Genomic DNA, 24,518 nt, shown 5'->3' on the forward strand with positions numbered 1-24,518 from the left:
AGGCTTGGAAAGTCCACGAATGGTATGAGCGGGGCCAATAACTTTCCAATCCCTTTTTAAGCCATCCCGATATCAGTTTCGGTATGGCATGATTGAGACAGTGCCGGATGACACGTCCGTCACGAGGGCTTCATGCCGCTCAGCCAAAAACAAGATTGGGAGACAAACGATGACGCGAAGTTATTCGAACTGGTTCGTCCGGGCGCGGCTCAAGACGCGCCAGTTGCTGCTGCTCGCGGCGATGGAGGAGGAGGGCAACGTGCGCCGGGCCGCCGACGTGCTCGGCATGACGCAGCCGGCCGCCTCGCGCCTGCTCAAGGAGCTGGAGGACATGCTGGAAGTCAGCCTGTTCGATCGCACGCCGCACGGCATGCACGCGACCTTGTACGGCGAGGTGATGATCCGCCACGCGCGCATGGTGCTGTCAAATCTGAGCCACGCCCACGACGAAATCTCGGCGCTGCGCTCCGGTCTTGCGGGTCAGGTGCGCATCGGCGTGATTGCGGCCGCCGCCGCGACGATGGTGCCGCGCGCGATTGCCAGCGTGAAGGAGCGCTATCCACAGTTGCAAATCTGGGCGGAGGTGGAAACCTCGGACGTGATGCTGCCGCGGCTCGCCGAAGGCGAACTGGACATCATGATCGGCCGGGTGCTGGAGCGGCAGAACCAGTTCAAGGCCGAAGTCCGCTACGAGCCACTCGCCGACGAACCGCTCTGCGTGGTGGCCCGGCCCGGCCATCCTCTCGAAAATGAGACAGGTTTGACGCTGCGGGGAATCGTCAACGCGAGCTGGGTTTTGCACCCGCCGGGCAGCGTGCTGCGTCATCGTTTCGATCTGATATTTTCGCAAATCGGGCTGAATCCGCCGCAAAACGTGGTCAATACCAACAATTTTCTGGCAATTTCGAGCTTGCTGCTCCAGAGCGACATGTTGGCCGTTTTGCCCGACGAAGTGGCGCGTCAATACCAACAGTACGGTGTGTTGAAGCGCGTGCCGATCGATTTACCGTGCAGGATGGATACATTCGGTATCATCACGCGCCAGTCGCATTTGCTGTCGCCGGCCGCGGCCGTGGTGCTGGAAGCCTTGCGGGAAGCCGCCGCCGGGGTCTACGGCACGGCTTTCGAGCCGGCAGTGGCGCGATAAATGCTTCTCCCGTTGGTATGGCGGCCGGCTATCGGCGCGGGAGAACTGCGATGTACAACAAACACGGAAAACGGCAACGCGCCGTCGACGATTCTTTTTCTGTTCGCTCCGGTGGAGCGAGCGCCTGGTTTAGCAACGGCATGGCTCTTAAATCGACGATTTACAAGGCGGAACTGCAGATCGCCAACATGGACCGGCACTACTATGCCGACCATTCGCTGACGATCGCCCGCCACCCCTCGGAAACCGACGAGCGGATGATGGTCCGCGTGGCGGCGTTTGCGCTCTTCGCGCAGGAACGCCTCGAATTCTGCAAAGGTTTGTCGGATGTCGACGAACCGGATCTGTGGCAGAAGGATCTGACCGGCGCGATCGAAACGTGGATCGAAGTCGGCCAGCCGGACGAACGGCGCATCGCCAAGGCGAGCGGCCGCTCGAACGAAGTGATCGTGATCGCGTACGGCGGCCGCGCGTCGGACATCTGGTGGCAGGGTGTGCGCAGCAAGGTGGAGCGCATGCGCAACGTGACGGTGTGGACCCTCGGCGAAGACGTCGCGGCGGCGCTCGGCACGCTGGCGGAACGCACAATGCGCCTGCAATGCACGGTGCAGGACGGCGAAGCGTGGCTCGGCAGTGCCGAAGCCGATGCGGTGAAGATCGAGTGGACGGTGTTGAAGGCGCCGGCCAACGCGTAAGGGCTGACGGCTCGCGAATCGCGCTGGCGCCTGACTCGCAGTTTGACTCGCTTGGGCACCGAAGCGGTGTTCAATCCCAGCATCAGCCCGACGCTTAAAGCGACGTCACCCGCGCCGCTTCCGGCGGCCCCTTGAGTTCGACCATGTTGCCCTCCGGGTCGAATAGATACAGCGACTGGCCAAAGCCGTCCGCGCCATAGCGCAACGCCTGTTCGCCCAACCGCGTGCCATGCCCGGTTAGATGTGTCTTGAGCGCCTCGGCGTCGAACGGTTCGACGCGCAAACACACGTGATCCATGTTCCGTCCCGTGCCCGGTGCGCCATTTTCGGCGTGATCGAGCTTGCCGCCGACCTGCAACAGGTCGATCAGCGAGCGACCTGCGCGCAATTGCGTCAGACCCAGTTCCCGCTGTTCTTTTTCCAGGCTGCAGCCGAGCACGTCGCAATAAAAACGCGTCATGGTTTCGACGTCCGTCGCGCGGATGACGACGTGATCGATCTCGCGAATGTGGATTTTCATGTCGGACGCCTCTGGCTAGTTGGCAGAACGGATGATTAGCCAGTGTAGGAGAAAGGGCGGCGCCGTGAGCGGAACCATGAATCCAGCCGTGAGGGCCGGATCAGAAGCCATGCGGGGAGCGTATAGACGAAAAAAAGCCCGCTCTATGTGGAGCGGGCTGAATCCATATCAGGAGGAGACATGGAGGAGACAGGTATTAATATACACACGGGGTTGATGCGACGCAATAACTTTTTAAGGGAAAACCCGATATCGGGCCAAATTGTCGCACTTTGTGGCAAAACGACCGCCTGGCGGCCGTTCCCGCCTACGAACAAGCGCAATGACAGAGCAAGAACCGGGGCGTAGGGTATGGGCATACGGCCTACATTGGTGAGCATCGACCACGTCAGCCCCCGGGACCATCATGAACCGCACGACCGATCCTGCCGACCCCAACACCGCCCCGGCCACCACGAGCTGGGCATCCGACGACGAGCGCTGGGCCGCCGTCACGCGCCGCGAGCCTCGTGCCGACGGCGCATTCTTCTACGCGGTCAAGACGACCGGCGTGTTCTGCCGTCCGTCGTGCGCCTCGCGCCAGCCGCGCCGTGAAAACGTCGCTTTCTTCACCGATGCCGCCGCCGCCCGCGCCGCGGGCTTTCGCGATTGCAAGCGATGCCAGCCCGGCGGCCTGCCGCGCGAACTGGAGATCGTCAATCGCGCGTGCGCCGCGCTGGACGCCGACCCGCAGCAGCGGCTCACGCTCGCGCAACTGAGCGACGCCGTGCACGTCAGCCCGTTTCACCTCCAACGTCTGTTCAAGCGCGTCGTGGGCGTATCGCCCCGGCAGTATCAGGCCGCGCAGCGCGGCGCCGCGTTGCGCGACGCGCTGCAAAGCGGCTCGGACGTCACGCGCGCCACGCTCGACGCCGGCTTCGGCTCGCCCTCGCGGATGTACGACAGCGCGCCGGCCGAGTTGGGCATGGCGCCGTCCGCGTATCGCCGCAAGGGCGCGGGGCTGACCGTGCGCTACGCTTGCGCGCCGACCTCGCTCGGCTTCGTGCTGGTCGCAGCCACGAACAAAGGCATCTGCAAGATCGGTTTCGGCGACGACGACGCCTCGCTGATAGACGAACTGCGTGGCGAATTCGCCAACGCCGACCTGTTGGAAGACGCCCAACAGCTCGCCCCGTTCATCGCGCAGATCGACGCCTATCTGCGCGGCACCCGGCAGGACTTCGATCTGCCGCTGGACATCGCCGCGACCGCATTCCGGCAACGTGTGTGGGACGCACTGCGGCGCATCCCCTACGGCGAAACGCGCAGCTATTCGCAGATCGCCGAAGCGGTCGGCTCGCCACGCGCGGTGCGCGCCGTGGCGACCGCCTGCGCGACGAACCCGGTGGCGCTCGCCATTCCTTGTCATCGCGTGGTGCAAAAGGGCGGGGCGCTGGCCGGGTATCGCTGGGGCCTGCCGCGCAAGGCCGCGCTGCTCGACAACGAAGCGCAGCATGCCGGCCACGTTTCGCCCGACCAAACTGGACGCAAAAAGCCGGCCGTGACCGGCGCCGATTCCATCACCACCACCCCCACCAAACTGGATCACGCCGCGTGAGTACGCTCGACGAAGTCACCACCCTCGAATTGCCGTTCAAACCACCATTCGACTGGCCGCGCCTGCTGCGCTTTTTCGGCGGACGCGCGACGCCCGGCGTCGAGGCGGTCGAAGACGGCACGTATCGTCGCGCAATCGATTGGGCCGGCGACAGCGGTACGCTGAGCGTGCGCCTGCATCCGCGCAAACGCTGCGTGGTCGCGAGCATAGAAGGTCCGGTGAGCCGCCACGCCGACGCGCTCGCCGCGCCGGTCGCGAAGATGTTCGATCTGCACGCCGATCCGAAAAAGATCGGCGCCGAACTCGCCGCGGACCCGTGGCTCGCACCGCTCGTCGAAGCCGCGCCCGGCCTGCGTGTGCCGGGTGCGTGGTCGGGCTTCGAGCTCGTGGTGCGCGCGATCGTCGGCCAGCAGGTCAGCGTGAAAGCGGCGACCACGATCATCGGACGGCTCGTGCAGCGCGCCGGCGAGCGCATCGACGGCCATCCGCATGAGAACACCGCATGGCGCTTTCCTACGCCCGCCGCGCTGGCCGCCGTCGATCTCGCGCAGATCGGTATGCCGGGCAAGCGCGTCGCGGCGTTGCAGGGCTTCGCGCATGCGGTCGCCACAGGCGACGTGCCGCTCGACAGCAACGTCGTCGACGCGACCAGCCTGCGCGCCGCGTTGCTCGCGCTGCCCGGCATCGGCCCATGGACCGTCGAATACGTCGCGATGCGGGCGTGGCGCGACGCCGACGCGTGGCCCGCATGGGACCTCGTGCTGATGCAGTCGATTTGCGCACGCGACCCGCTGCTCGTGCGGCCGACGCAGCAACGCACCCGCACCGACGCGTGGCGTCCGTGGCGCGCGTATGCGGCCATGCATCTGTGGAACGAGGTGGCGGACCGCGCGGGCGCCGCGCGTGGCGGCTGAAGTCGCGCGCCGCTTATGGGTCGGAGAAAAGTGTGTGACGGGCAGCGCGGAGAGCCGCCCGGCAGGCGGATTCGTGCTGAAAACGGGCGGGACGGGCGGCCTTGAAGGCCCGCGACGGCGGCCTCAAGCAGGCGTTGTAGCGAGATGTTAAAGTGCCCGCTACTGAAAATTCCGCCGAACGTTGTCAACCGCGCAGTGCTGCCCGCGAGCAGTCGAGCGGCACATGGCGGCCGACAACGCCCGACTCGCATCAATGCCAAACACGACGACACCTCCCCGCGCGACCGACGCGTTCCTGCACCGCCTGTCCGTGCTGACCTCGGGCCCGCAGCGCGACGCGCTGACGCGCGGTCTGCGCGGCATCGAAAAGGAAAGCCTGCGCGTCACGCAGGACGGCAAGCTCGCCTTGAGCCCGCATCCACGCGCGTTGGGTTCGGCGCTCACGCATCCCTCGCTGACCACCGACTATTCCGAAGCGCTGCTCGAACTGATCACACCGGCCGAGCACGACGTCGCGGTCACGCTCGAGAAGCTCGACACGCTGCATCGTTTTGTCTATGCGGAACTCGGCGACGAGATCTTGTGGAACAACTCGATGCCCAGCCTGCTGCCTGACACCGACGAAGGCATTCCGATCGCCCATTACGGCACGTCGAACATCGGCAAGCTGAAGTACGTGTACCGCATTGGCCTCGCGCTGCGCTACGGGCGCACGATGCAGTGCATCGCGGGCATCCACTACAACTATTCGCTGAACGAAGAAGTGTGGCGGCTCCTGCATGCCGACCAGCAATCCACTGCGAACGCCGTCGATTTCCAGTCCGAACGTTATCTCGCGCTGATCCGCAATTTCCGCCGCACCAACTGGCTGCTGATGTATCTGTTCGGCGCGTCGCCGGCGCTGGATCGCCGTTTTCTCCGCGATCGCAAACACTCGCTCGAAACGTTCGACGCCGACACGCTGTACCGCCCGTACGCCACGAGCCTGCGCATGAGCGACCTCGGCTATTCGAACACCGCCGCGCAAGCTGCCCTGCATGCCGACTACGACACGCTGCCGGGCTATCTCGACGCGCTCGCGAAAGCCGTGAGCCAGCCCTATCCGGCCTATGAGGCAATCGGCACGCAGCGCGACGGCGAGTGGGTGCAGATCAACACCAACGTGTTGCAGATCGAAAACGAGTTTTACTCGACGATTCGTCCGAAGCGTGTCACGCATCCGGGCGAACGTCCGTTGCATGCGCTGGCCGCGCGCGGCGTGCAATACGTCGAAGTGCGCTGCATGGATATCGATCCGTTCGAGCCAGGCGGAATTTCGCTGGAGACGTCACGCTTTCTCGACGCGTACCTGCTCGTCTGCGCGCTCGACGACAGCGCGCCATTGCCGCCGGACGCCTATTGCGAAGCCAATCAGAACTTCGGCCGCGTGACGATGGAAGGGCGCAAGCCCGGCCTCGAACTGACGCGCGACGGCAGCCCGGTTGCGATGATGGATTGGGCCAACGAACTGATGAGCAAGATCGACGCGGCCGCCGCCGCGCTCGACGCGCTGCAGGGCGGCGACGAGCACGCGCGCGCCGTGGCGGTTCAACGCGCGAAACTCGCGGACGTGACGCTGACGCCGTCGGCACGCGTGCTGCAAGTCATGCGCGACAAGCAGCAGAGCTTTCTCGCGTTCGGCCTCGAACAAAGCAAAGCGCACGCCGAGTATTTCCGTTCGCGTCCGCTCGATGCCGCGCAGGCGCAGGCATTCACTGAACTCGCCGCGCAGTCGCTGGCCGAGCAGAGCAAACTCGAGCGCGAAGAAGTCGGTTCGTTCGACGCATTCGTCGCGGCTTATCGCGCGTACACGTTGAACCGCTTCAGCGTCTGAACAACGCTCATAGCGACATGATGAAAAAGCGGCCCACGTGGCCGCTTTTTTCTCGCCCTTTACTGTGCGCAGGTAACGTCTACGTGACGCGTGGCCTCCCGTCGAACGGGATCGGCAAATTCTCCGCACCCTCTGACGATTCCCTGACGCAGATGAAACACCGCAGGGGCACCGTGGTCCAAACTGATATAAGTGATATGACACACGCTCCCAGGCAGGAGGTATCGACGTGATGAACAAAGGTCTGTTGGCCGCGCTGTGTTTGGCGACAGCAGCGGGCTGTTCGACACAAGGGCAGGTCGATCCGGACGTCATGCAGATCGCGACGAAGCCGTTGACGTGTTCGAACAAAGCCGAATGCGACCTGTGGTGGCAACGGGCGCAGTCATGGGTGTCGAGCCACTCGACCTACAAGATCGAATCCGCGACCGACTCGCTGATCCAGACTGCCGGCCCTGACGGTGGCAAGCGCGCGCTGGCGTATCAGATTACCCGCGCGGCGAACCCCGACGGCACGGTGACCATCGGCTTTTCCGCGCATTGCGACAGCTCGTTGGGCTGCAAGCCGAACCCTTGGGAAGCCGGCGCCGATTTCAAGCAATACGTGCGCGGCGGTGCTGCCGATGCGCCGCAAGGCGAGGTGAAACCATCGCAGCCCGCGGCGCCCACGGCCATGCATCCCGAGGCCACGCAAGGGCAGTCGGTTCCTCCGTCGAGCACTGGCGAAGCCGTGACGCAGTAGCGATGCCGTGACGAACGCAAGCAAACGCGGGCAACGATGCGAAGGTGTCGCATCGTTGCCCGCGTCCGCGTGCGAAGTATTGCGATAACGCTCAATGCCCCATCGAAGGACCCGCGCCTTTGCGCGGCTTGGTAATCCACACCAGTACCGCCAGGACGAGAAACGCCGCGCAGGAAATGCGGAAGAAATCGTTGGTGGCCATCATGTACGCCTGGGCGGTCACCACCTGGTTCAATTGCGCGGTAACGCCATCGCCCGAAAGTCCGATCCCCGCCAGCGCATTGGTATAGGCGTTGGTATTTGCCGAATACACATTCACCGAATCCGTCAGCATTGCGTGATGGGTGATCGTGTCGTTCTCCCAGAACGTCGTGCTGATTGCGGTGCCGATCGCCCCCGACAAGGTCCGGAAAAAGTTCGATAAACCAGACGCGCTGGCGAGCCTCTCGTCCGGCACGCTGGACAGCGTGATGGTCGTCATCGGCACGAAGAAGCAGGCCACGCCGATGCCTTGCACAAGACGCGGCCAGATCACGTGATTGAACGGCACGTCGAGCGTAAACGTCGAGTTCCAGAATGAGACGAACGCGAACACGACGAACGCAAAGCTCGCCACCATGCGTAAGTTCAACCGGTGCATGTTCTTGCCGATCAGCGGCGACAGGAACAGCGCGAGCAGGCCGACCGGTGCGGTTGCGAGACCCGCCAGCCCGGCGGTGTAGCCCATGACCGTTTGCAGCCACAGCGGGAAGATCACCACCGAGCCGAAGAAGGCCATGAAGCCGAACGAAATGATCAGCACGCCGAGCGCGAAGTTACGGTCCTTGAACAGCGAGAGATCGACGACGGGTTCTTTCTCCGTCATCTCCCACACCAGCAGGAACGCGATTGACACCACCGCGATCACCGCGAGCGCGACGATGAACGTCGAGTTGAACCAGTCACGATCCTTGCCGAGGTCGAGCATCATCTGCAGACACGACACGCCGATCACGAGCAACGCCAGGCCGACCGCATCGATGCGTTGACGGGTGATCTTCGTCTCGCGTCCGCGCAGCAGCAGATAGGCGCTCACCGCCGAGAACAGACCGATCGGCACGTTGATGTAGAAGATCCACGGCCACGTGAAGTTGTCGGTGATATAGCCGCCCATCACGGGTCCGAAAATCGGCGCGCAAATCACGGTCATCGCCCAGAGGCCGAGCGCAAGCCCGCGCTTCTCCGGGGGGTAGGAACGCATCAGGATGGTTTGCGAAAGCGGAACCATCGGCCCGGAGACCAGCCCTTGCACGAGCCGGAACGCGATCAGCGATTCGAAGTTGTGCGCGAAGCCGCACAGCGCCGATGCGATCGTAAAAAGCAGCACGGAAAGCGTGAAGAGCCGCACTTCGCCGACGCGGCGCGCGAGCCAGCCTGTCAACGGCACGGCGATCGCTGACGCCACCGAATACGACGAGATGACCCACGTGCCCTGACTGGTCGCCATGCCGAGGCTGCCGGATATGGTCGGCACCGCGACGTTGGCAATCGAGGTGTCGAGCACCTCCATGAAGGTGCCGAGCGCGAGGCCGACGGTCAGCAAGGCGAGCGCCCCGCCCTTGAGCGGGGCGGGTTCGGCGGCGGGCCGGGCGGCGGCGGGAGCCGTGGCGTCCATAGGTTTTTCCTCCTCAACCGGGAAAGCTTGTCGCGACAGCTTTATCGCGCCTGTCGAACGGCAGACTTACATGCCGGAACATCCTCTGCCCAGACAGATATTTAAAAATAATGGCGCTTTCAAAAGCGCCTGTTGGGTTACTGCTCGTCGCAGTCCGGCGACATCTCTTCGGGTGATTCTCCCTGCGGCTCCGATTGCGGCTCCAACCCGCAGCCAGCGCCGCTTCCGTCGCCGGGACCGTTCGCAATGAAACGGGCGAGCAGGTCGATCAACGTCGCGTGCTCATCGGCGGAGAAGCCGCGCAGTTGCTCGTTCAGCACTGCCGCGCCGAGACTGGGCAGTTGGCGTGCCGCGTCGTGACCTTGCGGTGTCAGTTCCAGTTTCACCATGCGGCGATCGGCGTCGCTGCGCGTGCGCACCACAAAGCCTTTCTTTTCAAGGCGATCGAGCAGACGCGTCATTGATCCGCTGTCGTACGACATGGCGCGCGACAGCTCGAACGGCGTGCTCGCGCGCCGCGATGACAGCATCAGGATCACGCCGATTTGCTGCGCGGTCAGCCCGAGCGGTTTGACCGCACGGTCCGTCCGCTCGACCAGCACGTTCCGCGCTTTCGTCAGGTAATAGCCGAGACTCGTCGTGAGTTGAATCTCGTCCGTTTTGTAGGGACCGTCGATCATGGTGTTTCCAGAACATCGGGAAGCAGAAACAAAGTTTAGCTGCCTAAGCAGGTAAGTCAATTCACATGATGCGTTCTACTCACAACGGAAAAACAACACGAAACACGCGCGCGGCGCAAAGTATGTTGAAATTTAATTGCATAGTCAATATTATTACAGGCAACGAGTTACTCGCCTCCGAGCCCATGTTCTGACCGATTGTCTGCACGCAGCGAGCACGCCGTGCAAAAAGGATTTCCCCCATGCTGTACCTCAAAAACACCCTTGGCGGCTTGAGCCGCTCCCTGACCGATTCCGCGTTGCATAGCTTCAAGGGGCCGCACCGCTGGTGGAAACTGGCGCTGTTCGCCGGGCTGTTCGTGTTGCCGGGCGGGTCGGTGGGAGTCGCGGTACTGGCTTGGGTCGAGCATCGGCGGGGCAGGAAGGGCAGCCAGGCGACAGAGGTGAAGAGGGCCGCTGCGCCGGTCCTGACCGAAGGCATCACGACAGCGGGAGGCAACGCGACCCACGCGGCCAATCCCGCAGGCGCATGCCAGGCGCGCGGCGATGCGCCATGCCGGGCGGCGGCGGGCCGATTGGCTCGCCAGACCACGTCGAAGGAATCACGGGGTTAACGGCCTAGGGCTGAGCACCGGCCGCGCCCGGTAACAGCACGTAACCATAGCGACACCCTAAGTAACACACCTGCGCGCGTCCCCGCATTACCCTTTCAGTTTCCCGCGTCCACGCGGGCTCATACGCTAACATTCCGGCAGACCAAGATCTCGCCCGGCCGACGGTGCCGCCATCGGCCGCATTGCGGCGTCCAGAAGGAATTCATTGCATGCAGTCTGATCGAATCTCGCACGCGCGGCCGCTTGCGCCTCGCGCCCTGACCATCGCGGTAACAGCGGCACTCGCCACGTTGCTGAGCGCTTGCGTCGTCGGCCCCGACTACAAGCGGCCGGCCGCCGAGGTCCCCGCGTCGTTCAAGGAAGCCGCGCCGGGCTGGAAAGTCGCCGAACCCGCCGATCAGCACGATCGCGGCGACTGGTGGACCATCTACGAAGACCCGCAACTCAATGCGCTCGAAGACAAGCTGAACACCGCAAACCAGACCGTCGCCCAATTCGCCGCCACCTACCGGCAGGCGCGCGCGCTGGTCGGCGAGGCACGGGCCGCGTATTTCCCGACCATCGGTGCCTCGGCGGGCGCGACGCGCTCCGGCAACGGCAGCCAAACCGGCGGCAACGCGACCACCGCGACGAGCCGCTCGGGCATCGGCAACAGTTTCAACGTGCAACTCGACGCAAGCTGGGAGCCCGATCTGTGGGGTTCGGTCACTCGCTCGGTCAACGCGCAGAAAGCGGGTCAGCAGGGCGCGGCCGCCGATCTCGCGAACGCCAGGCTGTCCGCTCAGGCCACGCTCGCGCAGACCTATTTCTCGCTGCGCTCGCTCGACTCCACCCAGAAGCTGCTCGACGACACCGTCGCGGCTTATCAACGCTCGCTTCAACTCACGCAGAACCAGTACGCCGCGGGTGTCGCCGCGCGCTCGGACGTGATTCAGGCGCAAACGCAACTGCAGTCCGCGCAGGCAGCCGCGATCGACAACGGCATCCAGCGCGCGCAGGACGAGCACGCGATCGCCGTGCTGATCGGCGTGCCGGCGTCGGTCTTCACCCTCCCGCCAATGCCGCTCACCGCGACGCCGCCCGCCGTGCCCGCGCAGATGCCGTCGGCGCTGCTGGAACGGCGTCCGGACGTCGCGTCGGCGGAACGCAAGGCCGCTGCGGCGAACGAGCAGATCGGCGTGGCGATTGCGGCGTTCTTCCCGTCGCTGACGGTGTCGGCCACCGGCGGCTTCGAGAATTCGGTGTTCTCGCAGCTGCTGACCGTACCGTCGCGCTTCTGGACGGTCGGACCGCAACTCGCGGCCACGCTGTTCGACGCCGGTCTGCGCAAGGCCCAGACCGAAGCCGCGCGCGCCACCTACGACGCGAACGTCGCCACCTACCGTCAAACGGTGCTGGCCGCGTTCCAGGACGTCGAGGACAACCTCGCGTCGCTGCGCATTCTCGAACAGGAAATCGTCGTGCAGCGGCAAGCGGTCGAGTCGGCCCGGCAGGCGCTCGCCATCGTCACGAACGAGTACAAGGCGGGCACGGTCGGCTTCGTCAACGTGCTGACCGCGCAGACCACGGCGTTCACGGCCGAGCAGAAGCTCGAGAGCATCGCGGGGCAGCGGATGGTGTCGTCGGTGGGTCTGGTGAAGGCGCTCGGCGGCGGCTGGGACGCATCGCAGATGAATCGCGAAACCGGCGACGTGGCCGCGCCCGCGCCGTTGCCGGCGGCATCGGCGGTGCCCGTCGCGCAGAGCGGGGCCACACCGCAACAGCGGGTTCAGAGCAGATAAGCGCCGCGCCGCTTGCCGGTGCGAAGCAAAAGAGGCATGGCCGCGAAATGCGCCCATGCCTCTTTGTTATCCTGCCGACCCAACCGGGCAAGTAACCGGCGCCGTCGCGCCAGCCGCACACGTCAGCGCGCGAACCTCAGTGTGCAAACGTCAGTGCCACCGTATCCGGTCCGCTCGGCCGGCCCAGCAAATTCAACAAGCCCGCGAGGTTCTCGCGCGCCTCGGGCGCGGCGCTCGCTGTGCCGTGAAACGCAGTCGACGCGGCAGATATCGTGCCGTTGCCGTTGAGCGTCAGCGGGCCTTTGAGGGTCGTCAGATCGAGCGTGGACGATGCGCCCTGCGCCTGGAAAGTCACGCGGTACGAGCCAAGCGGCTTGACCAGCGAAACCCGCGAACTGACGTCGTTCAGCGTCACCGTCAGCTGACCGAACGCTTCCCGGTTGAAGCTGCGCCAGTCGGACCACGAAAGCTGCACGTTGCCCTGCAGATCGAGCGTATTGAAGGGTGCGCCGAGCCCGCTCAGTAGCGAAGCCGGCACGGCGATCGTGCCGGGCGTGACGGTTGCACTGCGCGGCGTGGCGTCGACCGTGATCGGGTCGGGCATCGCCTCGCTATGCCGCATGACCATGCGCACCCGGCCGGTGAACAGCGGCCAGAAAGCCGTGCTCCATTCGATCCGGCCAGGCAGCAGCGTCGCCGCGCTCATGTCGGAGCCGGCGGCCAGCATCAGCGTGGCCGAGCCGTGCCAGAGCGAGCCGGCCGGGTCGACCAGATTGACGTGGCCGCTCGTTTGCCGCGCGAACTGCGGCGTGATCCACGCAGCCGGCAACAGCGAGAGCATCACTGCCGCGGAGGCCAGGCCGCCCACCACCGCCCACGGCAGCGCGGCGCGCGCGCGCCGCATCCAGTAACTCATGCGAAACCCCGTAGCGACGCGCTCATTTCGCGGTCGACGGCTGCAACGACGCCGTCAGATCCACTTGGCCGTCGTCCTTCAACGCGGTGACATGCGCCTCGGCGATCTGCACCTTGAACTGCTTGCGCGCATCGTCGACCCAGCTGGTCCACGCCGGGAACGACGCGTTCTTCATCTGGATCTGCACCGCGTTGCCGACCACCTGCACCTGCGTGGCAGCCAGGCCGTGATCGCTGAGCGACGCGGAGAGCGCATCCTTGAGCGCGGCGCCGGTCGGCGCGACGCCTTGCGCGGCCGCCGACAGCACGCGCACTTCGTTCGCCTGCGCAGTCATCTGCGCGAGTTGGCGCTGCAGGCTCGGCAGCGATTCACGCAGATGCGCGCGGCCTTCCTGCGCCGGCGCCCACAGCACCGACCACGCGACCACCACGGCGAGCGCACCGCCGCCCCAGGTGATGATGGCTTTTTCGCGCTCCGTGCGCTGGTCCCAGAAGCCGGCCCATGTTTGAGCGAGTTCAGCTTTCATTGTCCGTTCCTGATGGTCCACTTGCCGGTATTGCTGTCGATCGCGCCGCTCAGCCCGTTGTGTCCGAGACGCTTCGCAAAGTCGGCGTCGAGCTTGACCTCGGGCTTGAAGGTCACGTCGAGCCGCCGGTCGTGATAGTCGAGCGCCGCGATGCCGTTGACCGGCACCGGCGCAAGCGAGCGCGCGAGGCCGTCGGCGAGCGACAGGAAGTCATCCGGCGACAGTTCGCCCGCCGCCACGCGCAGTTGCTGCAACTGGCGCGACATCTGGTCGGGCGCATCGAGCACCACCGTCGTCTTCGGGAAGGTGTTGAGCAGCAGTTCGGTCATCTGCGTGCTGATCGCGTCGCGTTGGCGCGCGAGCATCAGCCACTGCACGTTCGCGCCGACAATCGCGATGACCAGCGCGCCGATCGCCAGCAGCACCGGCAGGCGCAGACGCCGCAGCGTCGCGCGGTCGAGCCGCCACGGCTGCGACGCGAACTCGAACTGACACAGATCGAAGCGGCATTCCAGCGCGCGCCGCGCGAGCTGCTCGAACGGCAACGGACTCGCGCCGTGAATATGCGCGGCAAGCCGCGCCGGGCTGTTCGCAGCGAGACCCGGCTCGTTCCCCGGCACTTCGGTCAGCATGTACAGCGAGACGGACGCCGCGCCGGCAAGCGCGCCGAGCGTCGTGTTCACCGCATTGGCCGGCACCGCCATGCCTTCGCCTTGCACGCCGCGCGCAATCGCCAGTTCGACGCGCGGCACGCCGCTCTCGACCACGCCTTCCAGCAGCAAGGCGGGCGCGGTCGGCACCACCGCGCCGAGCACGGCGGCCACCATCGGCACCACGGCGGCGACATCGGGCGCCACCACGGGCGCGACGCCCGGCAGCGCCGTCGCGACGTCGGCCGAGCCCGCCAGCGTCGGCTCGCCCGCGTTGACCAGTTCCGCGATTTCGGCGAGGGTAGCGGCCGCGGCGGCCTGTGGCAGGCAGCGCGTCACCGGCACGGCGCGCAAGCTGCGGTGACCGGCCGTCGTGAATGCCTCGCAGATAAAGCGGAACCAGCCGCGGTCGATGATCGCGAGCAGCTGCCTGCCGCCCGCGGCCGGTTGCGGATCGACGGCGATGTGACAGGTTTGCGGGTCCTGGATCAGCTGATCCTCGACGATGTTGGGCAAGGCCTGACGCAGCTTCGGACCGCGCAGCGGCGGCAGCGTCGTGGGCATCATCAGCAGGTCGCGCGCGGCGACCATCAGCACCGTCGACGTCGCGCGCGGCAGCAGCGCGAGCGCCGAGCGGCCGGCGCGCTGGGTGCGGCCCGACTTGTCGAGCAGAACGAACGGCAGCTCCGGCAATTGCCATTCCTGCGATGGCACCGCCGGATCACGCGGCGGCAGTAGGACGATCAGCGTGCTCAAAGGCCACTCTCTCTGGGAATTGCGTTATTCATAGTTGGTCTTGTACCCGCACGATACGCGTAGTGTGAGTCATCGCGTCGCGATAGACGAGGGTCGTGCGGTCCACTTCGGCGCGTTCGTGCTGCACGCGGCCGTGGATCAAAAAGTAGTTCGAGTTGACGTCCATTTCGGCCGGATCGATCGCGACCGATTGCACGCCGGCGCCGCGCAACGCAAGCTGCACGTCGCTGACGTTGTGGAAGAACACCGTCGTGCGGCTCGCCACGAAACTTTGCGCGGCCGACTGGCTCATGCCCGGCACGACCGCCGCGATCACTTCGGCCGACGCCGTGTTCATGTTGAGCGCCGTGACGGTCGGCAACACCGTGACGAAGGGGCGCAAGCGCGCGACCATCTCCGGCGTGTAGCCCGGAATGTCGAGCAGCGAATCGACACCGGTCATTTGCAGCGGCGCGACCGCCGCGTTGTCGTCGCCGTCTTCGATGCCGGGTTTGTCGGTGAAGCTGCCGCCGGTGCCGCCGCCCTGAATGGTCGGCGTCGCGGATGTCGTCGTGCCGCTGGTGGACGTGACGGCCTGGAAGCGGGTCGCCGACTGCGAGAGGCTGTTGCGCACCTGCACGGCGGTGGCTTTCGCGAGCTGGCTGTTCACGCCGAGCGACACCAGCAGGCGCTGGTACGCGCCGATCTGTTCGAGGCTCAGTTGCATCACGCCGGGCGCGGGGCTCGCCACCAGATTGCGCAGATTGAATTTCGCCTGCGCGTCTTCGATAGAACCGGACAGATAGGTTGCCGCGCCTTGCTCGGCGCGGACCTCGCCGATCTGGCCGAGGAAATCGGACAGGCGCGTCTTCGCGATCGGCACGCCCCACAGTCCACCCAGATAGGTGATGCCGGCCGACGTATCGCCCTCCGAGCGCAGGATCAGACGCGTCCAGTCCAACGCGCCGCGCGCGACCCATTGCGCCTGCGAAAGCAGCCGCTGGTTTTCGATCCGGCGAATCTGCACCTGCTGGCGCCACAGCATGCCCGACACCAGAATTGCCGATAACGCGACGACCAGCAGCGCGCTGATGATCGCCGCGCCTTGCTGTCGTGCGCGAGATGCCGGGCGCGAAGAAGACGGAAAGCGCCGCGGAGATGAGCAAGAGAATTTCATTTCATTCTCCGACGAGAAAAACCCGCGTCACAGGCCGCGCCAGCGAGCGCGCGCCGACGCTCACTTCGAGCCCCGTCACCGAGCGCGGCAGCGGCGCGTTGCCGAGCTGCGGCACCTTGAGATTGTTGTCGGCCTCGGTGATCGCGCTCTGTACGTCTTTCATCTGTGTGGTCCAGCCGACCTTCGGCACATAGAGCCGCGCGGAGATCGCACCGACGCCGCCCATCAACGGCACCGCGCTCCAGCCTTCGCCTTCGCTGCCGCGCAGCGCGCGTCGCAATTCGCCGGCATTGGCAAGCGGCGGCGACGCGTAACGAATCACGCGTCCATTGGACACCTGATAGCGCACCACCTGCAGACGCGGCGCCGTGCCCGGCAAGTTCATCTGCCGCACGATCTGCAGCGTGTTGCCGGACAGTGAAATGGCAGCCTGCCCGGACTCGTCGTCGGACGCGGCCTGGCGTGCGTCGATCCGCATCTGGTCGAATACCTGCGCAAAGACACGCTCTTCCTCCATCGCGTTCGTGATAGTGGTGCGGCCGCGAATGATCTGGTCGAGCCCGCGCCACGACAGCACGGCGATCACCGCCATGATCGCGATCGCGACCAGCAATTCGATCAGCGTGAAGCCACGCGCGCCCGATCGGCGGCGGCGCTCAGAGGGAACGGTTGTTTTCATTCGCGACCACCGTCACCATCTGAGCGAGATTGCCGGAACGCCCAGGCATCGTCACCATCACTTCCACACGACGAAACACCGGATTCGGCGTCGCCGTCACATGCTCGGTGCAGATCAATTGCAAATTGCCCTGCGAGCAATCGAAACTCGTTTCGCCGACGTTCGGCCACCCATGCGTCAGGCGCAACTGCGCGAGCGTATTGTCCGCGCTCCAGCCGGCCAGCAAGCGGCGGTGCAGATCGGCTTCGCCGCTCGCGAGACTGCCGACCGCGCGCAACGAGGCCGATAGCGCCACCGCGATGATCGCGAGCGCGACCAGCACTTCGATCATCGTGAAACCGCGCTGCGTGCACGCGCCACGCTGCCGAGCGGTCCTGCTGCTGCAACGACGCATCTCAGTGCACCTCATAGCGGCCATTGCCGGTGCCGACGATCGTCGCGCGCCCCGCCGCCGAAAACAGCGTGATCTGCACCGGTACGTCGATCGCTTCAGTGCCGAAGACGACACGGCTCGGCTGCGAATCCGAACCCGGATAGCTGATCGTCACGCCGGTCACGCCGCCTTCCCACTGACGGGGCCCGAGCAGATCGTCGCGCAGCGGACGCCAGCCGTCTTCGGTGCGTTGGTCGAAACGGAAGCCGCCCTCGACCGGTTGCCACGCGATGGGCCGCGCGCGCACCTGCGCTTCGTCGCCGGCCGATTCGAACAGCAACGCGAGACGCTGCGCTTCCTCGTTCAGATCGGTGCGCGGATTGCGCGTCATCGTCAGCGCGGTCAACGACACCAAGAGGCCCGCGATCACCAGCACCACCATCATTTCGAGCAGCGTGAAGCCCGCGTCGCGGCGCCGGTTGCCGGCGCGGCGCGAACGGCGCGCGCCGGTGCACGCCGCGCGCGGCGGCGAGACCGTACACGGAGTGTCCACAGGGGACTTGCAAGCGGACATACGCATAGTGCCGGCCACGAAACGATCAACCCAAGATCAAACGACGATGTATCGATAGAGCGCGCGAGCATCGCCGGAGAGCAGGGCGGGCATCGCGCGCAGGAGAGCCAAAAGTTGCGCAGCGTGCTTATTGCCACGAGCCGACGTCGGAATCGTTGCCTTCGCCACCGGCCTTGCCGTCCGCGCCGTAGCTGAACACGTCGATCTCACCGTGGACGCCCGGATTCAGATACTGATACGAGTTGCCCCACGGATCGTTCGGCAGACGCTCGAGGTAGCCGCCGTCCTTCCAGTTGTTCGGCACCGGATCGGTGCTCGGCTTTTCGGTCAGCGAGCGCAGGCCTTGCTCCTGCGTCGGATAGCGGCCGTTGTCGAGACGATAGAGCTTCAACGCCTGCATCACCGTGCCGATGTCCTGCTTGGCGGCGACCCGGCGCGCTTCGTCTGGACGGCTCATGATTTTCGGCACGATCAGCGCGGCGAGAATGCCCAGAATCGCGATCACGACCATGATTTCGATCAGCGTGAAACCGCGCTGACGACGGCTGCGCGAACCCGCAATATCAGTGCGGCGAGTGGTCGACAGTTGCATAGCTTACTACCTCTTTTCAGGTGAAATTTCGACTGGGCGGGATTCGCTTGTCAGCTATCAGGCCGCTATTGAACACGCCCGGCCGGTCATTTTAATGTCATGGTGTTGAAGGGTTCCAACGCAACGCAATTTTCACAATAGTCCGTACAATGATGCGCATGAACGCCATCCAAATCCGCCTTCTGTCGCTCGCGCTGTTCGCCGTTTTCTGCGCGACGCTGACCTACTGGGTCATCACGCTCACCACGATGTCCGGCGCGCCATTGCCCGCCGCCGCCGCGCACGCGCAGGTCTCGACCGAGCAGGCCGCCACCTTGTTCGGCGGCCAGCTCACGCGCAGCGTCAATCAGGACGTGCATCTGTTCGGCATCCTCGCCTTGCGCGAAGGCGCCGCGGCCATCGTCAGCGTGGGCGGTGAACCGCCGCATGCGGTGTCGCTCGGCAGCACGCTGATGCAAGGCGCCAAACTTTCCGAAGTCCGCCCCCGCTCGATCATCATCGACCGCAACGGCGCGCATTCCGAAGTCTTCCTGCCCGCCAACGCCAGCGGTCCTACGATCTACGTGCGCTGAACACCGGCGCTGAAGCGAATGCGCGCGGCGCGGGCTTTTGCCTCGGAAGTGCGCTTTTGCCGGATTAATCGCTTCAATCAGCTTCAACCGCTTTAGCCCGCCTCAACCGATTGCGTGGCGCACGCCGCGCAATCCGGTCTCCTCCCGCGTCACTGCACGAGGTTGTTCAACTCGATGATCGGCAGCATCACCGCCAGCACGATCACCAGCACCACGCCCCCCATCGCCAGAATCAGCAACGGCTCCAGCAGGCTCGTCAGGAACATCGTGCGGCGCTCCAGTTCGCGCGCTTCGCCGTCGGCTGCGCGGTCGAGCATCGTCGTCACGTCGCCCGTTGCTTCGCCCGAACGGATCAGGTGCACCAGCACCGGCGGAAACGTCTTCGTATTGCCGAGCGCGCGCGATAACGACGTGCCTTCGCGCACGCGCACGATCGCGTCGTCGATGTTCTCGCGCATCGCGTTGTTGCTGAGCGTTTCGGCGGCGGCTTGCAGTGCGCGCAGAATCGGCACGCCCGCGGCGGTCAAAATGCCGAGCGTGCTGGCAAAGCGCACGGTGTTATAACCGCGCACGAGCTTGCCGAGCAGCGGCGCGGTCAGCAGCCAGCGGTCGAACGCGAGGCGCGGACCCGGTTGCCTGAGCACCGAGCGCACCAGATACGCCACCACCAGCACGCCGATCAGCACCGCCCACCACCAGCTACGCACGAAGCCGGACAGCGCCATCATCATCACGGTGAGGATGGGCAGTTGCTGTTTGGTGCTGGCGAACACGTTCACCACCTGCGGCACCACGTAGCTCAACAGAAACGTGACGATGCCGAACGCGATGATCGTCACGATGGTCGGGTACGTGAACGCGAGCACGATCTTCTGCTTGAGCGCGTTGCGTTGCTCGATGTAGTCGGCGAGGCGTGAGAGCACCAGGCCGAGCTTGCCGGTGTGTTCGCCGGCAGCGACGAGCGCCCGGTAGATTTCAGGGAAGTCTTTCGGATGCTGCGTCAGCGCATTGGCGAGCGAATGGCCGCCGAGCACTTCGGCGCGAATCGACGCCATCAGTTCGCGGATGTAGTCGCGCTCCGATTGCTCGGTGAGCACCGCGAGCGCTTCGTCGAGCGGCAAACCGGCGATCAGCAGACTGGCCAGCTGGCGCGTAAGGATTGCCTGTTCACGCTGCGACAAACGCCGCCCGAGCGACAGCCGTTGATTGCGCTCGCCGCGCATGCGCGATGCGGCGGGCTCGACGACAAGCGGCGTGAGTCCTTGCGAGCGCAGGTTGGTGCGCGCGCTGCGCGCGCTGTCCGCGTCGAGCACGCCTTTTTGCGCCTTGCCCGCCGCGTCGATTGCTTCGAAACGAAATGCCGGCATGCGCTTATGCTCCGCCCGTCACGCGAATCACTTCTTCCAGCGACGTCAGCCCGGACTCGAGCCAGCGGTCCGCATCCTCACGCAAGGTACGCATGCCTTGCTCGCGGCCGGCGGTGAGAATTTCCGCATCGGCTGCATTGCGATGGACCAGCGAGCGGATCGACTCGTCAATCAGCAGCAGCTCGTAGACGCCGCGCCGTCCCGCATAACCGGACTGGCCGCATTTGTCGCAGCCCACCGGATGCCAGCGCACGCGCCCGTCGTCCTCGGTGCGCTCTTCGCGGCACACCGCACACAGCCGCCGCACGAGCCGCTGCGCCAGCACGCCCAGCAGCGACGACGCGAGCAGATATGGCTCGACGCCCATGTCGGTGAGACGCGTGACGGCGGAGGCCGCGTCGTTCGTATGCAGCGTCGCCAGCACGAGGTGGCCTGTCAGCGACGCCTGCACCGCGATCTGCGCGGTTTCGAGGTCGCGGATTTCACCGATCATGATGACGTCCGGATCCTGCCGCAGAATCGAGCGCAACGCGCGCGCAAAGGTCATGCCGATCCGCTCGTTGACCTGCGTCTGGCCGATCCCGGAGAGGTCGTATTCGATCGGGTCTTCAACCGTCATGATGTTGGTCGTGGCCGTTTCGAGCCGCGACATCGCCGCATACAGCGTGGTCGTCTTGCCCGAACCGGTCGGGCCGGTCACCAGCACGATGCCGTGCGGCTTGCCGATCAGCTTGTCGAACTTGACGAGCGTGTCGGACGCCATGCCGAGCGCTTCGAGGTTCAAGCGCGACGCGTCTTTTTCCAGCAGACGCAACACCGCACGCTCACCGTGACCGGTCGGCAGCGTCGACACCCGCACGTCGACCGGACGCCCGCCGACGCGCAACGTGATACGGCCGTCCTGCGGCAAACGTTTCTCCGCGATGTCGAGCTGCGCCATGATCTTGATCCGCGAGATCAGCGCGCCGTGCAGCGCTTTCTTCGGGCGCACGACGTCGCGCAGCGTGCCGTCGACCCGGAAGCGCACCACGGACGCATTCTCGAACGGCTCGATGTGAATATCCGACGCCTGTTCGCGCGCCGCTTGCGTGAGCAGCGCGTTGATCATGCGGATGATCGGCGCGTCGTCTTCGGATTCCAGCAGATCCTCGACCTCGGGGATGTCCTGCATCAAACGCGACAGATCGACTTCGCCTTCCACTTCACCGACCACCTGCGCGGCGCTGCCGTCCTGGCGCGCGTACGCCTGGTTGATCGCCTGCGCGAGTTCGTCGGCAGGCAAACGTACAACCGACACCACGCCGAAGTTGCGCGTGATTTCGGCGAGCGCGGCTTCGCTGGTGCGTTCGCTGATCCACACTTCGAGGCTGTCCGCGTGCTGATGCGCGACCAGAATCTGGCCGCTGCGGGCGAAGCCGTACGGCACGAGGCGCGCCGCGAGCGGCGAGGGCGCGGCGCGCTCGCCGCTGGCGGAGTCGCCGCCCTGAGCGCGATGCGCTGTTTGAGCGGACGCCTGAATCACGGACGCGCTCCCGGTGATGCGGTGGTCGGCTCCGTGCCGGTCGTCGGATAAGGCGCGGTGACCGGCTGCTGGCTCGACTGCGGTACGGCCTGCGGCACCTGTTGGGGTCCCTGTTGGGGTCCCTGTTGGGGCGCTTGCTGGGGCGGCGCCGCCTGCTGACGGCGCATCTGGTTCAGATCGAACAGGTTCATCGCGGGCGGCACGCCCTGGCTCGGGCCGAGCGGCATCGGCGGCATCACCGGATCGTCCTTGTCCCTCATCACGTTATTGTCCGACCTGTATGCACCCTGCACGCCCTGGATGTAGTCGTAACGGTTCGACGTCACGGCCTGCGCCGTATCGCGATCGTTGATGATCACCGGGCGCAGGAACACCATCAGGTTGGTCTTCTCGCGCGTCTTCTGTTCAGAGCGGAACAGCTGACCGAGCCACGGAATGTCGCCGAGCAACGGCACCTTGCTATTGCTGACCTGGTAGTTGTCCTGCATCAAACCGCCCAGCACGATGATCTCGCCGTTGTCGGCGAGCACCGTCGACTGGATCGAGCGCTTGGTGAACTCCGGGCCCGACGGGTTGGTCGTCGCGTTGGTCGTGCCGTTCACGATCGCCGAGTCTTCCGTGTACAGCTGCAGCTTCAGAATGCCGCCGTCGGTGATCTGCGGCTTCACGTGCAGCGTCAGACCCACGTCGACGCGGTCGAACGTATTGAACGCTGCGCTCGTGGCGCCGCTCGTGAGGTTCGAATACGAACCGGTCTGAATCGGCACGTTCGTCCCGACGACGATCTTCGCTTCCTCGTTGTCGAGCGTGATCAGGTTAGGCGTGGACAGCACGTTCGCGTCGGAGTTTTGCGACAGCGCCTGCAGCAGCGCGCCGAGTCCCTGAACGCCGAAAATGTTGTGAATCCAGCCGACGTTCAGGCCCTGCTGCAAAGCCCCGCCGCCGAGCGCCGTGGCAAGGCCGCCGGTGGTGCCGGCCGCTGCCGCGGCCGCCGTCAGGTTGATGATGCTGTTGCTCGAACCGGTCGACAGATTGGTGCCGGCGAACAGCGAGTTGTTCGCGATCTGCCACTGAATGCCGAGGTTGCCGCTCGTGTTCGAGTTCAACTCGACGATCAGCGCCTCGATGTAGACCTGCGGACGCCGCGCGTCAAGCTGGTCGATGACCGCGCGCAGATTGCGGTACACCGGCTCGGCCGCCGTGATGATCAGCGAGTTGGTGGCGGAGTCCGCCTGGATCATGCCGCCGGCCTGGTTGTCGTCGCCCTTGTCCTTGTCGCCGCCGAGCAGGCCGCTGGAACCGGAGGCGTTGTTGCCGCCCGAGCCGCTGCCGGTCAGCGGCGAGGACATCGAGCTGCTGTTCAGCCCGCCCGACGGCAACGGCGGAGTGCCCGACGTGCCCGTCGAATTGCCGCCCGAGAAGCCGCCGCCGCCGCCGCCCTGGTTGAACGAATTCGCGTCACCCGAGCCGCTCGACGAGCCGCTGTCGCCGCCCTTGCCGAGCATGCCGCGCAGCGTTTTCGCGAGCCGCGTCGCGTCCGCGTTGCGCAGCGGCACGACGTGCATGTTGCCCGGCATCGTGGTCGGCATGTCGAGCTGCTTCGCGAGTTCCTTCGCGGCGGCAAGACGCCCGCCGTTCGACGCGCGGATCATCAGCGAGTTGGTGCGCGGATCGGCGGTGACCGAGACCTTCAGGGTCGCGTCGGTGCTGCCGACCGCGCCGGGGTCGAGCATCTTGGTCAACTGCGTGGCGATGTCGATCGCGTTGCCATTCCTCAGCGGCACGACGGCGACCGCCTGGCCCGCCGCGGTGTCCACGCCCGCGATGATCTGCGCGATGCGCCGCACGTTGTCGGCGTAATCGGTGACGACGATCGTATTGTTGGCCGGGTAAGCAGCCACGGTGTTGTTCGGCGAGATCAGCGGACGCAGCACCGGCAGCAGGTTATTGGCCGATTCGTTCTTCAGCACGAACACCTGCGTGACCACCTGGTCGCCGCGCGCGACAGGCGCGTTACCCACGTAGGTCGGCACGCCCTGCAGCTTGGCGTCGGCTTCCGGCACGACCTTCAGCACGCCGTGGTCCTGCACCAGCGCGAAACCCTGCATGCGCAAAGCCGACTGCAGGGTTTTGAGCGCCTGGTCCTGCGGCACTGAATTTTCCGACACGAGGTTCAACTGTCCCTTCACACGCGGGTCGACGATAATCGTTTTACCGGTTGCGGCGCCGATCGCCTTGGCAACCTGGTCGATATCGGCGTTCACGAAGTTGAGTGTCACCTGAGCGTGTGCTGTCTGCGCGGTGATCAATCCAGCCACCAGCAGCGCCGTTGCAACGCGACGCAAAGCCATACAATTTCTTCTCATGGGTTGTGATATCGATGCCGGCAGCCGATGCTGCCGACGGTCATGCGGTACGGACACGGGGACAAATCATCGCCCTGCCGGTCTGTGGGTCAGTCTCGCGGACTAAGGTCGCTGCGGGTTCCGACCATCCGACGTCCGAAAAAAATGAACAGTAACAGTTTTTCATGTCGGATTTGTCACAAAACAGGCCTGAGATACGCGATTCCCTTGAAAGTCCGCGCCAACTGTTACCAGATTGAAAGCTAATCGACG

23 protein-coding genes are annotated in these 24,518 nt (G+C 65.2%); 9 read left to right on the forward strand and 14 right to left on the reverse strand.

The genetic code is table 11. From position 1 onward, the window contains the following. The first annotated feature begins 169 nt into the window (after positions 1–169). Together PQQ53_RS01975 and PQQ53_RS01980 are read left to right on the forward strand one after the other, a co-directional pair. Positions 170–1,147, forward strand: coding sequence for a LysR family transcriptional regulator (locus PQQ53_RS01975; protein WP_408139845.1), 978 nt, complete (start codon positions 170–172; stop codon positions 1,145–1,147). Between the two features lie 140 nt (positions 1,148–1,287). Next, complete coding sequence (locus PQQ53_RS01980; protein WP_408139846.1) at positions 1,288–1,842, forward strand: YaeQ family protein; 555 nt, start codon at positions 1,288–1,290, stop codon at positions 1,840–1,842. Positions 1,843–1,936: 94 nt separating this feature from the next. Here the strand turns inward: PQQ53_RS01980 and PQQ53_RS01985 are convergent, their stop codons facing one another. Then, positions 1,937–2,362, reverse strand: coding sequence for a VOC family protein (locus tag PQQ53_RS01985; RefSeq protein ID WP_408323182.1), 426 nt, complete (start codon positions 2,360–2,362; stop codon positions 1,937–1,939). A 406-nt stretch (positions 2,363–2,768) separates the two neighbouring features. On the opposite strand from PQQ53_RS01985, the gene ada reads away from it, so the two are divergent. The 4 genes from ada (at position 2,769) to PQQ53_RS02005 (ending at position 7,488) form a co-directional block, all read left to right on the forward strand. Then, entirely contained in the window at positions 2,769–3,959 is a 1,191-nt protein-coding gene (ada, locus tag PQQ53_RS01990; RefSeq protein ID WP_408323183.1) for a bifunctional DNA-binding transcriptional regulator/O6-methylguanine-DNA methyltransferase Ada, read from the forward strand. After that, positions 3,956–4,873: a DNA-3-methyladenine glycosylase family protein gene (locus tag PQQ53_RS01995; RefSeq protein WP_408139850.1), complete on the forward strand. Its 918-nt coding sequence runs from the start codon at positions 3,956–3,958 to the stop codon at positions 4,871–4,873. Before ada ends, PQQ53_RS01995 begins: the two co-directional genes overlap by 4 nt. Before the next feature lie 253 nt (positions 4,874–5,126). Further along, entirely contained in the window at positions 5,127–6,746 is a 1,620-nt protein-coding gene (gene gshA, locus PQQ53_RS02000; RefSeq protein ID WP_408152726.1) for a glutamate--cysteine ligase, read from the forward strand. A gap of 232 nt (positions 6,747–6,978) precedes the next feature. Further along, entirely contained in the window at positions 6,979–7,488 is a 510-nt protein-coding gene (locus PQQ53_RS02005; protein WP_408139853.1) for a hypothetical protein, read from the forward strand. Between the two features lie 91 nt (positions 7,489–7,579). Here the strand turns inward: PQQ53_RS02005 and PQQ53_RS02010 are convergent, their stop codons facing one another. Next, positions 7,580–9,142, reverse strand: coding sequence for a DHA2 family efflux MFS transporter permease subunit (locus tag PQQ53_RS02010; protein WP_408323184.1), 1,563 nt, complete (start codon positions 9,140–9,142; stop codon positions 7,580–7,582). 137 nt (positions 9,143–9,279) lie between these two features. Then, positions 9,280–9,822: a MarR family winged helix-turn-helix transcriptional regulator gene (locus PQQ53_RS02015; RefSeq protein WP_408139856.1), complete on the reverse strand. Its 543-nt coding sequence runs from the start codon at positions 9,820–9,822 to the stop codon at positions 9,280–9,282. A gap of 242 nt (positions 9,823–10,064) precedes the next feature. Here PQQ53_RS02015 and PQQ53_RS02020 point away from each other — a divergent pair, with 242 nt between their 5' ends. Next, positions 10,065–10,436, forward strand: a complete 372-nt coding sequence (locus PQQ53_RS02020; protein WP_408139857.1) for a hypothetical protein — start codon at positions 10,065–10,067, stop codon at positions 10,434–10,436. Between the two features lie 209 nt (positions 10,437–10,645). Further along, positions 10,646–12,217 carry an efflux transporter outer membrane subunit gene (locus PQQ53_RS02025; protein ID WP_408323185.1) on the forward strand — a complete coding sequence of 524 codons (1,572 nt, stop codon included), beginning with the start codon at positions 10,646–10,648 and terminating at the stop codon, positions 12,215–12,217. A 136-nt stretch (positions 12,218–12,353) separates the two neighbouring features. On the opposite strand, the gene PQQ53_RS02030 is transcribed toward PQQ53_RS02025, so the two are convergent. The 8 genes from PQQ53_RS02030 to gspG all read right to left on the reverse strand — a co-directional run bounded on the left by PQQ53_RS02030 (position 12,354) and on the right by gspG (position 18,439). After that, positions 12,354–13,133, reverse strand: coding sequence for a type II secretion system protein N (locus PQQ53_RS02030; RefSeq protein WP_408139860.1), 780 nt, complete (start codon positions 13,131–13,133; stop codon positions 12,354–12,356). A gap of 22 nt (positions 13,134–13,155) precedes the next feature. Continuing rightward, positions 13,156–13,659, reverse strand: a complete 504-nt coding sequence (locus tag PQQ53_RS02035; RefSeq protein ID WP_408139861.1) for a type II secretion system protein M — start codon at positions 13,657–13,659, stop codon at positions 13,156–13,158. Beyond that, the gene (gene gspL, locus PQQ53_RS02040) at positions 13,656–15,065 is read right to left on the reverse strand and encodes a type II secretion system protein GspL (RefSeq protein ID WP_408139863.1); all 1,410 of its coding nucleotides are present in this window, start codon (positions 15,063–15,065) and stop codon (positions 13,656–13,658) included. Before gspL ends, PQQ53_RS02035 begins: the two co-directional genes overlap by 4 nt. Before the next feature lie 28 nt (positions 15,066–15,093). Continuing rightward, complete coding sequence (gene gspK, locus PQQ53_RS02045; RefSeq protein ID WP_408323186.1) at positions 15,094–16,221, reverse strand: type II secretion system minor pseudopilin GspK; 1,128 nt, start codon at positions 16,219–16,221, stop codon at positions 15,094–15,096. Position 16,222: 1 nt separating this feature from the next. Further along, complete coding sequence (locus PQQ53_RS02050) at positions 16,223–16,900, reverse strand: PulJ/GspJ family protein (RefSeq protein WP_408323187.1); 678 nt, start codon at positions 16,898–16,900, stop codon at positions 16,223–16,225. Continuing rightward, positions 16,878–17,294, reverse strand: a complete 417-nt coding sequence (gene gspI / locus PQQ53_RS02055; protein WP_408139866.1) for a type II secretion system minor pseudopilin GspI — start codon at positions 17,292–17,294, stop codon at positions 16,878–16,880. The genes PQQ53_RS02050 and gspI overlap by 23 nt, the downstream gene beginning before the upstream one ends. 1 nt (position 17,295) lies before the next feature. Continuing rightward, entirely contained in the window at positions 17,296–17,847 is a 552-nt protein-coding gene (locus tag PQQ53_RS02060; RefSeq protein ID WP_408323188.1) for a GspH/FimT family pseudopilin, read from the reverse strand. A 127-nt stretch (positions 17,848–17,974) separates the two neighbouring features. Continuing rightward, positions 17,975–18,439 (reverse strand): type II secretion system major pseudopilin GspG, encoded by a 465-nt coding sequence (gspG, locus tag PQQ53_RS02065; RefSeq protein ID WP_408139869.1) that lies wholly within the window; start codon positions 18,437–18,439, stop codon positions 17,975–17,977. 158 nt (positions 18,440–18,597) lie between these two features. Here gspG and PQQ53_RS02070 point away from each other — a divergent pair, with 158 nt between their 5' ends. Further along, entirely contained in the window at positions 18,598–19,011 is a 414-nt protein-coding gene (locus tag PQQ53_RS02070; RefSeq protein ID WP_408139871.1) for a type II secretion system protein N, read from the forward strand. A gap of 149 nt (positions 19,012–19,160) precedes the next feature. Here PQQ53_RS02070 and gspF read toward each other — a convergent pair whose 3' ends face one another. The 3 genes from gspF to gspD are packed head-to-tail and all read right to left on the reverse strand — an operon-like array spanning position 19,161 to position 24,251. Continuing rightward, positions 19,161–20,378 carry a type II secretion system inner membrane protein GspF gene (gene gspF, locus PQQ53_RS02075; RefSeq protein ID WP_168664858.1) on the reverse strand — a complete coding sequence of 406 codons (1,218 nt, stop codon included), beginning with the start codon at positions 20,376–20,378 and terminating at the stop codon, positions 19,161–19,163. A gap of 4 nt (positions 20,379–20,382) precedes the next feature. Then, the gene (gene gspE, locus PQQ53_RS02080; protein ID WP_408139874.1) at positions 20,383–21,900 is read right to left on the reverse strand and encodes a type II secretion system ATPase GspE; all 1,518 of its coding nucleotides are present in this window, start codon (positions 21,898–21,900) and stop codon (positions 20,383–20,385) included. Next, positions 21,897–24,251, reverse strand: coding sequence for a type II secretion system secretin GspD (gene gspD, locus PQQ53_RS02085; protein WP_408323189.1), 2,355 nt, complete (start codon positions 24,249–24,251; stop codon positions 21,897–21,899). Before gspD ends, gspE begins: the two co-directional genes overlap by 4 nt. Between the last annotated feature and the right edge of the window lie 267 nt (positions 24,252–24,518).

Source organism: Paraburkholderia strydomiana (assembly GCF_046030495.1).
Lineage (GTDB): Bacteria > Pseudomonadota > Gammaproteobacteria > Burkholderiales > Burkholderiaceae > Paraburkholderia > Paraburkholderia strydomiana_A.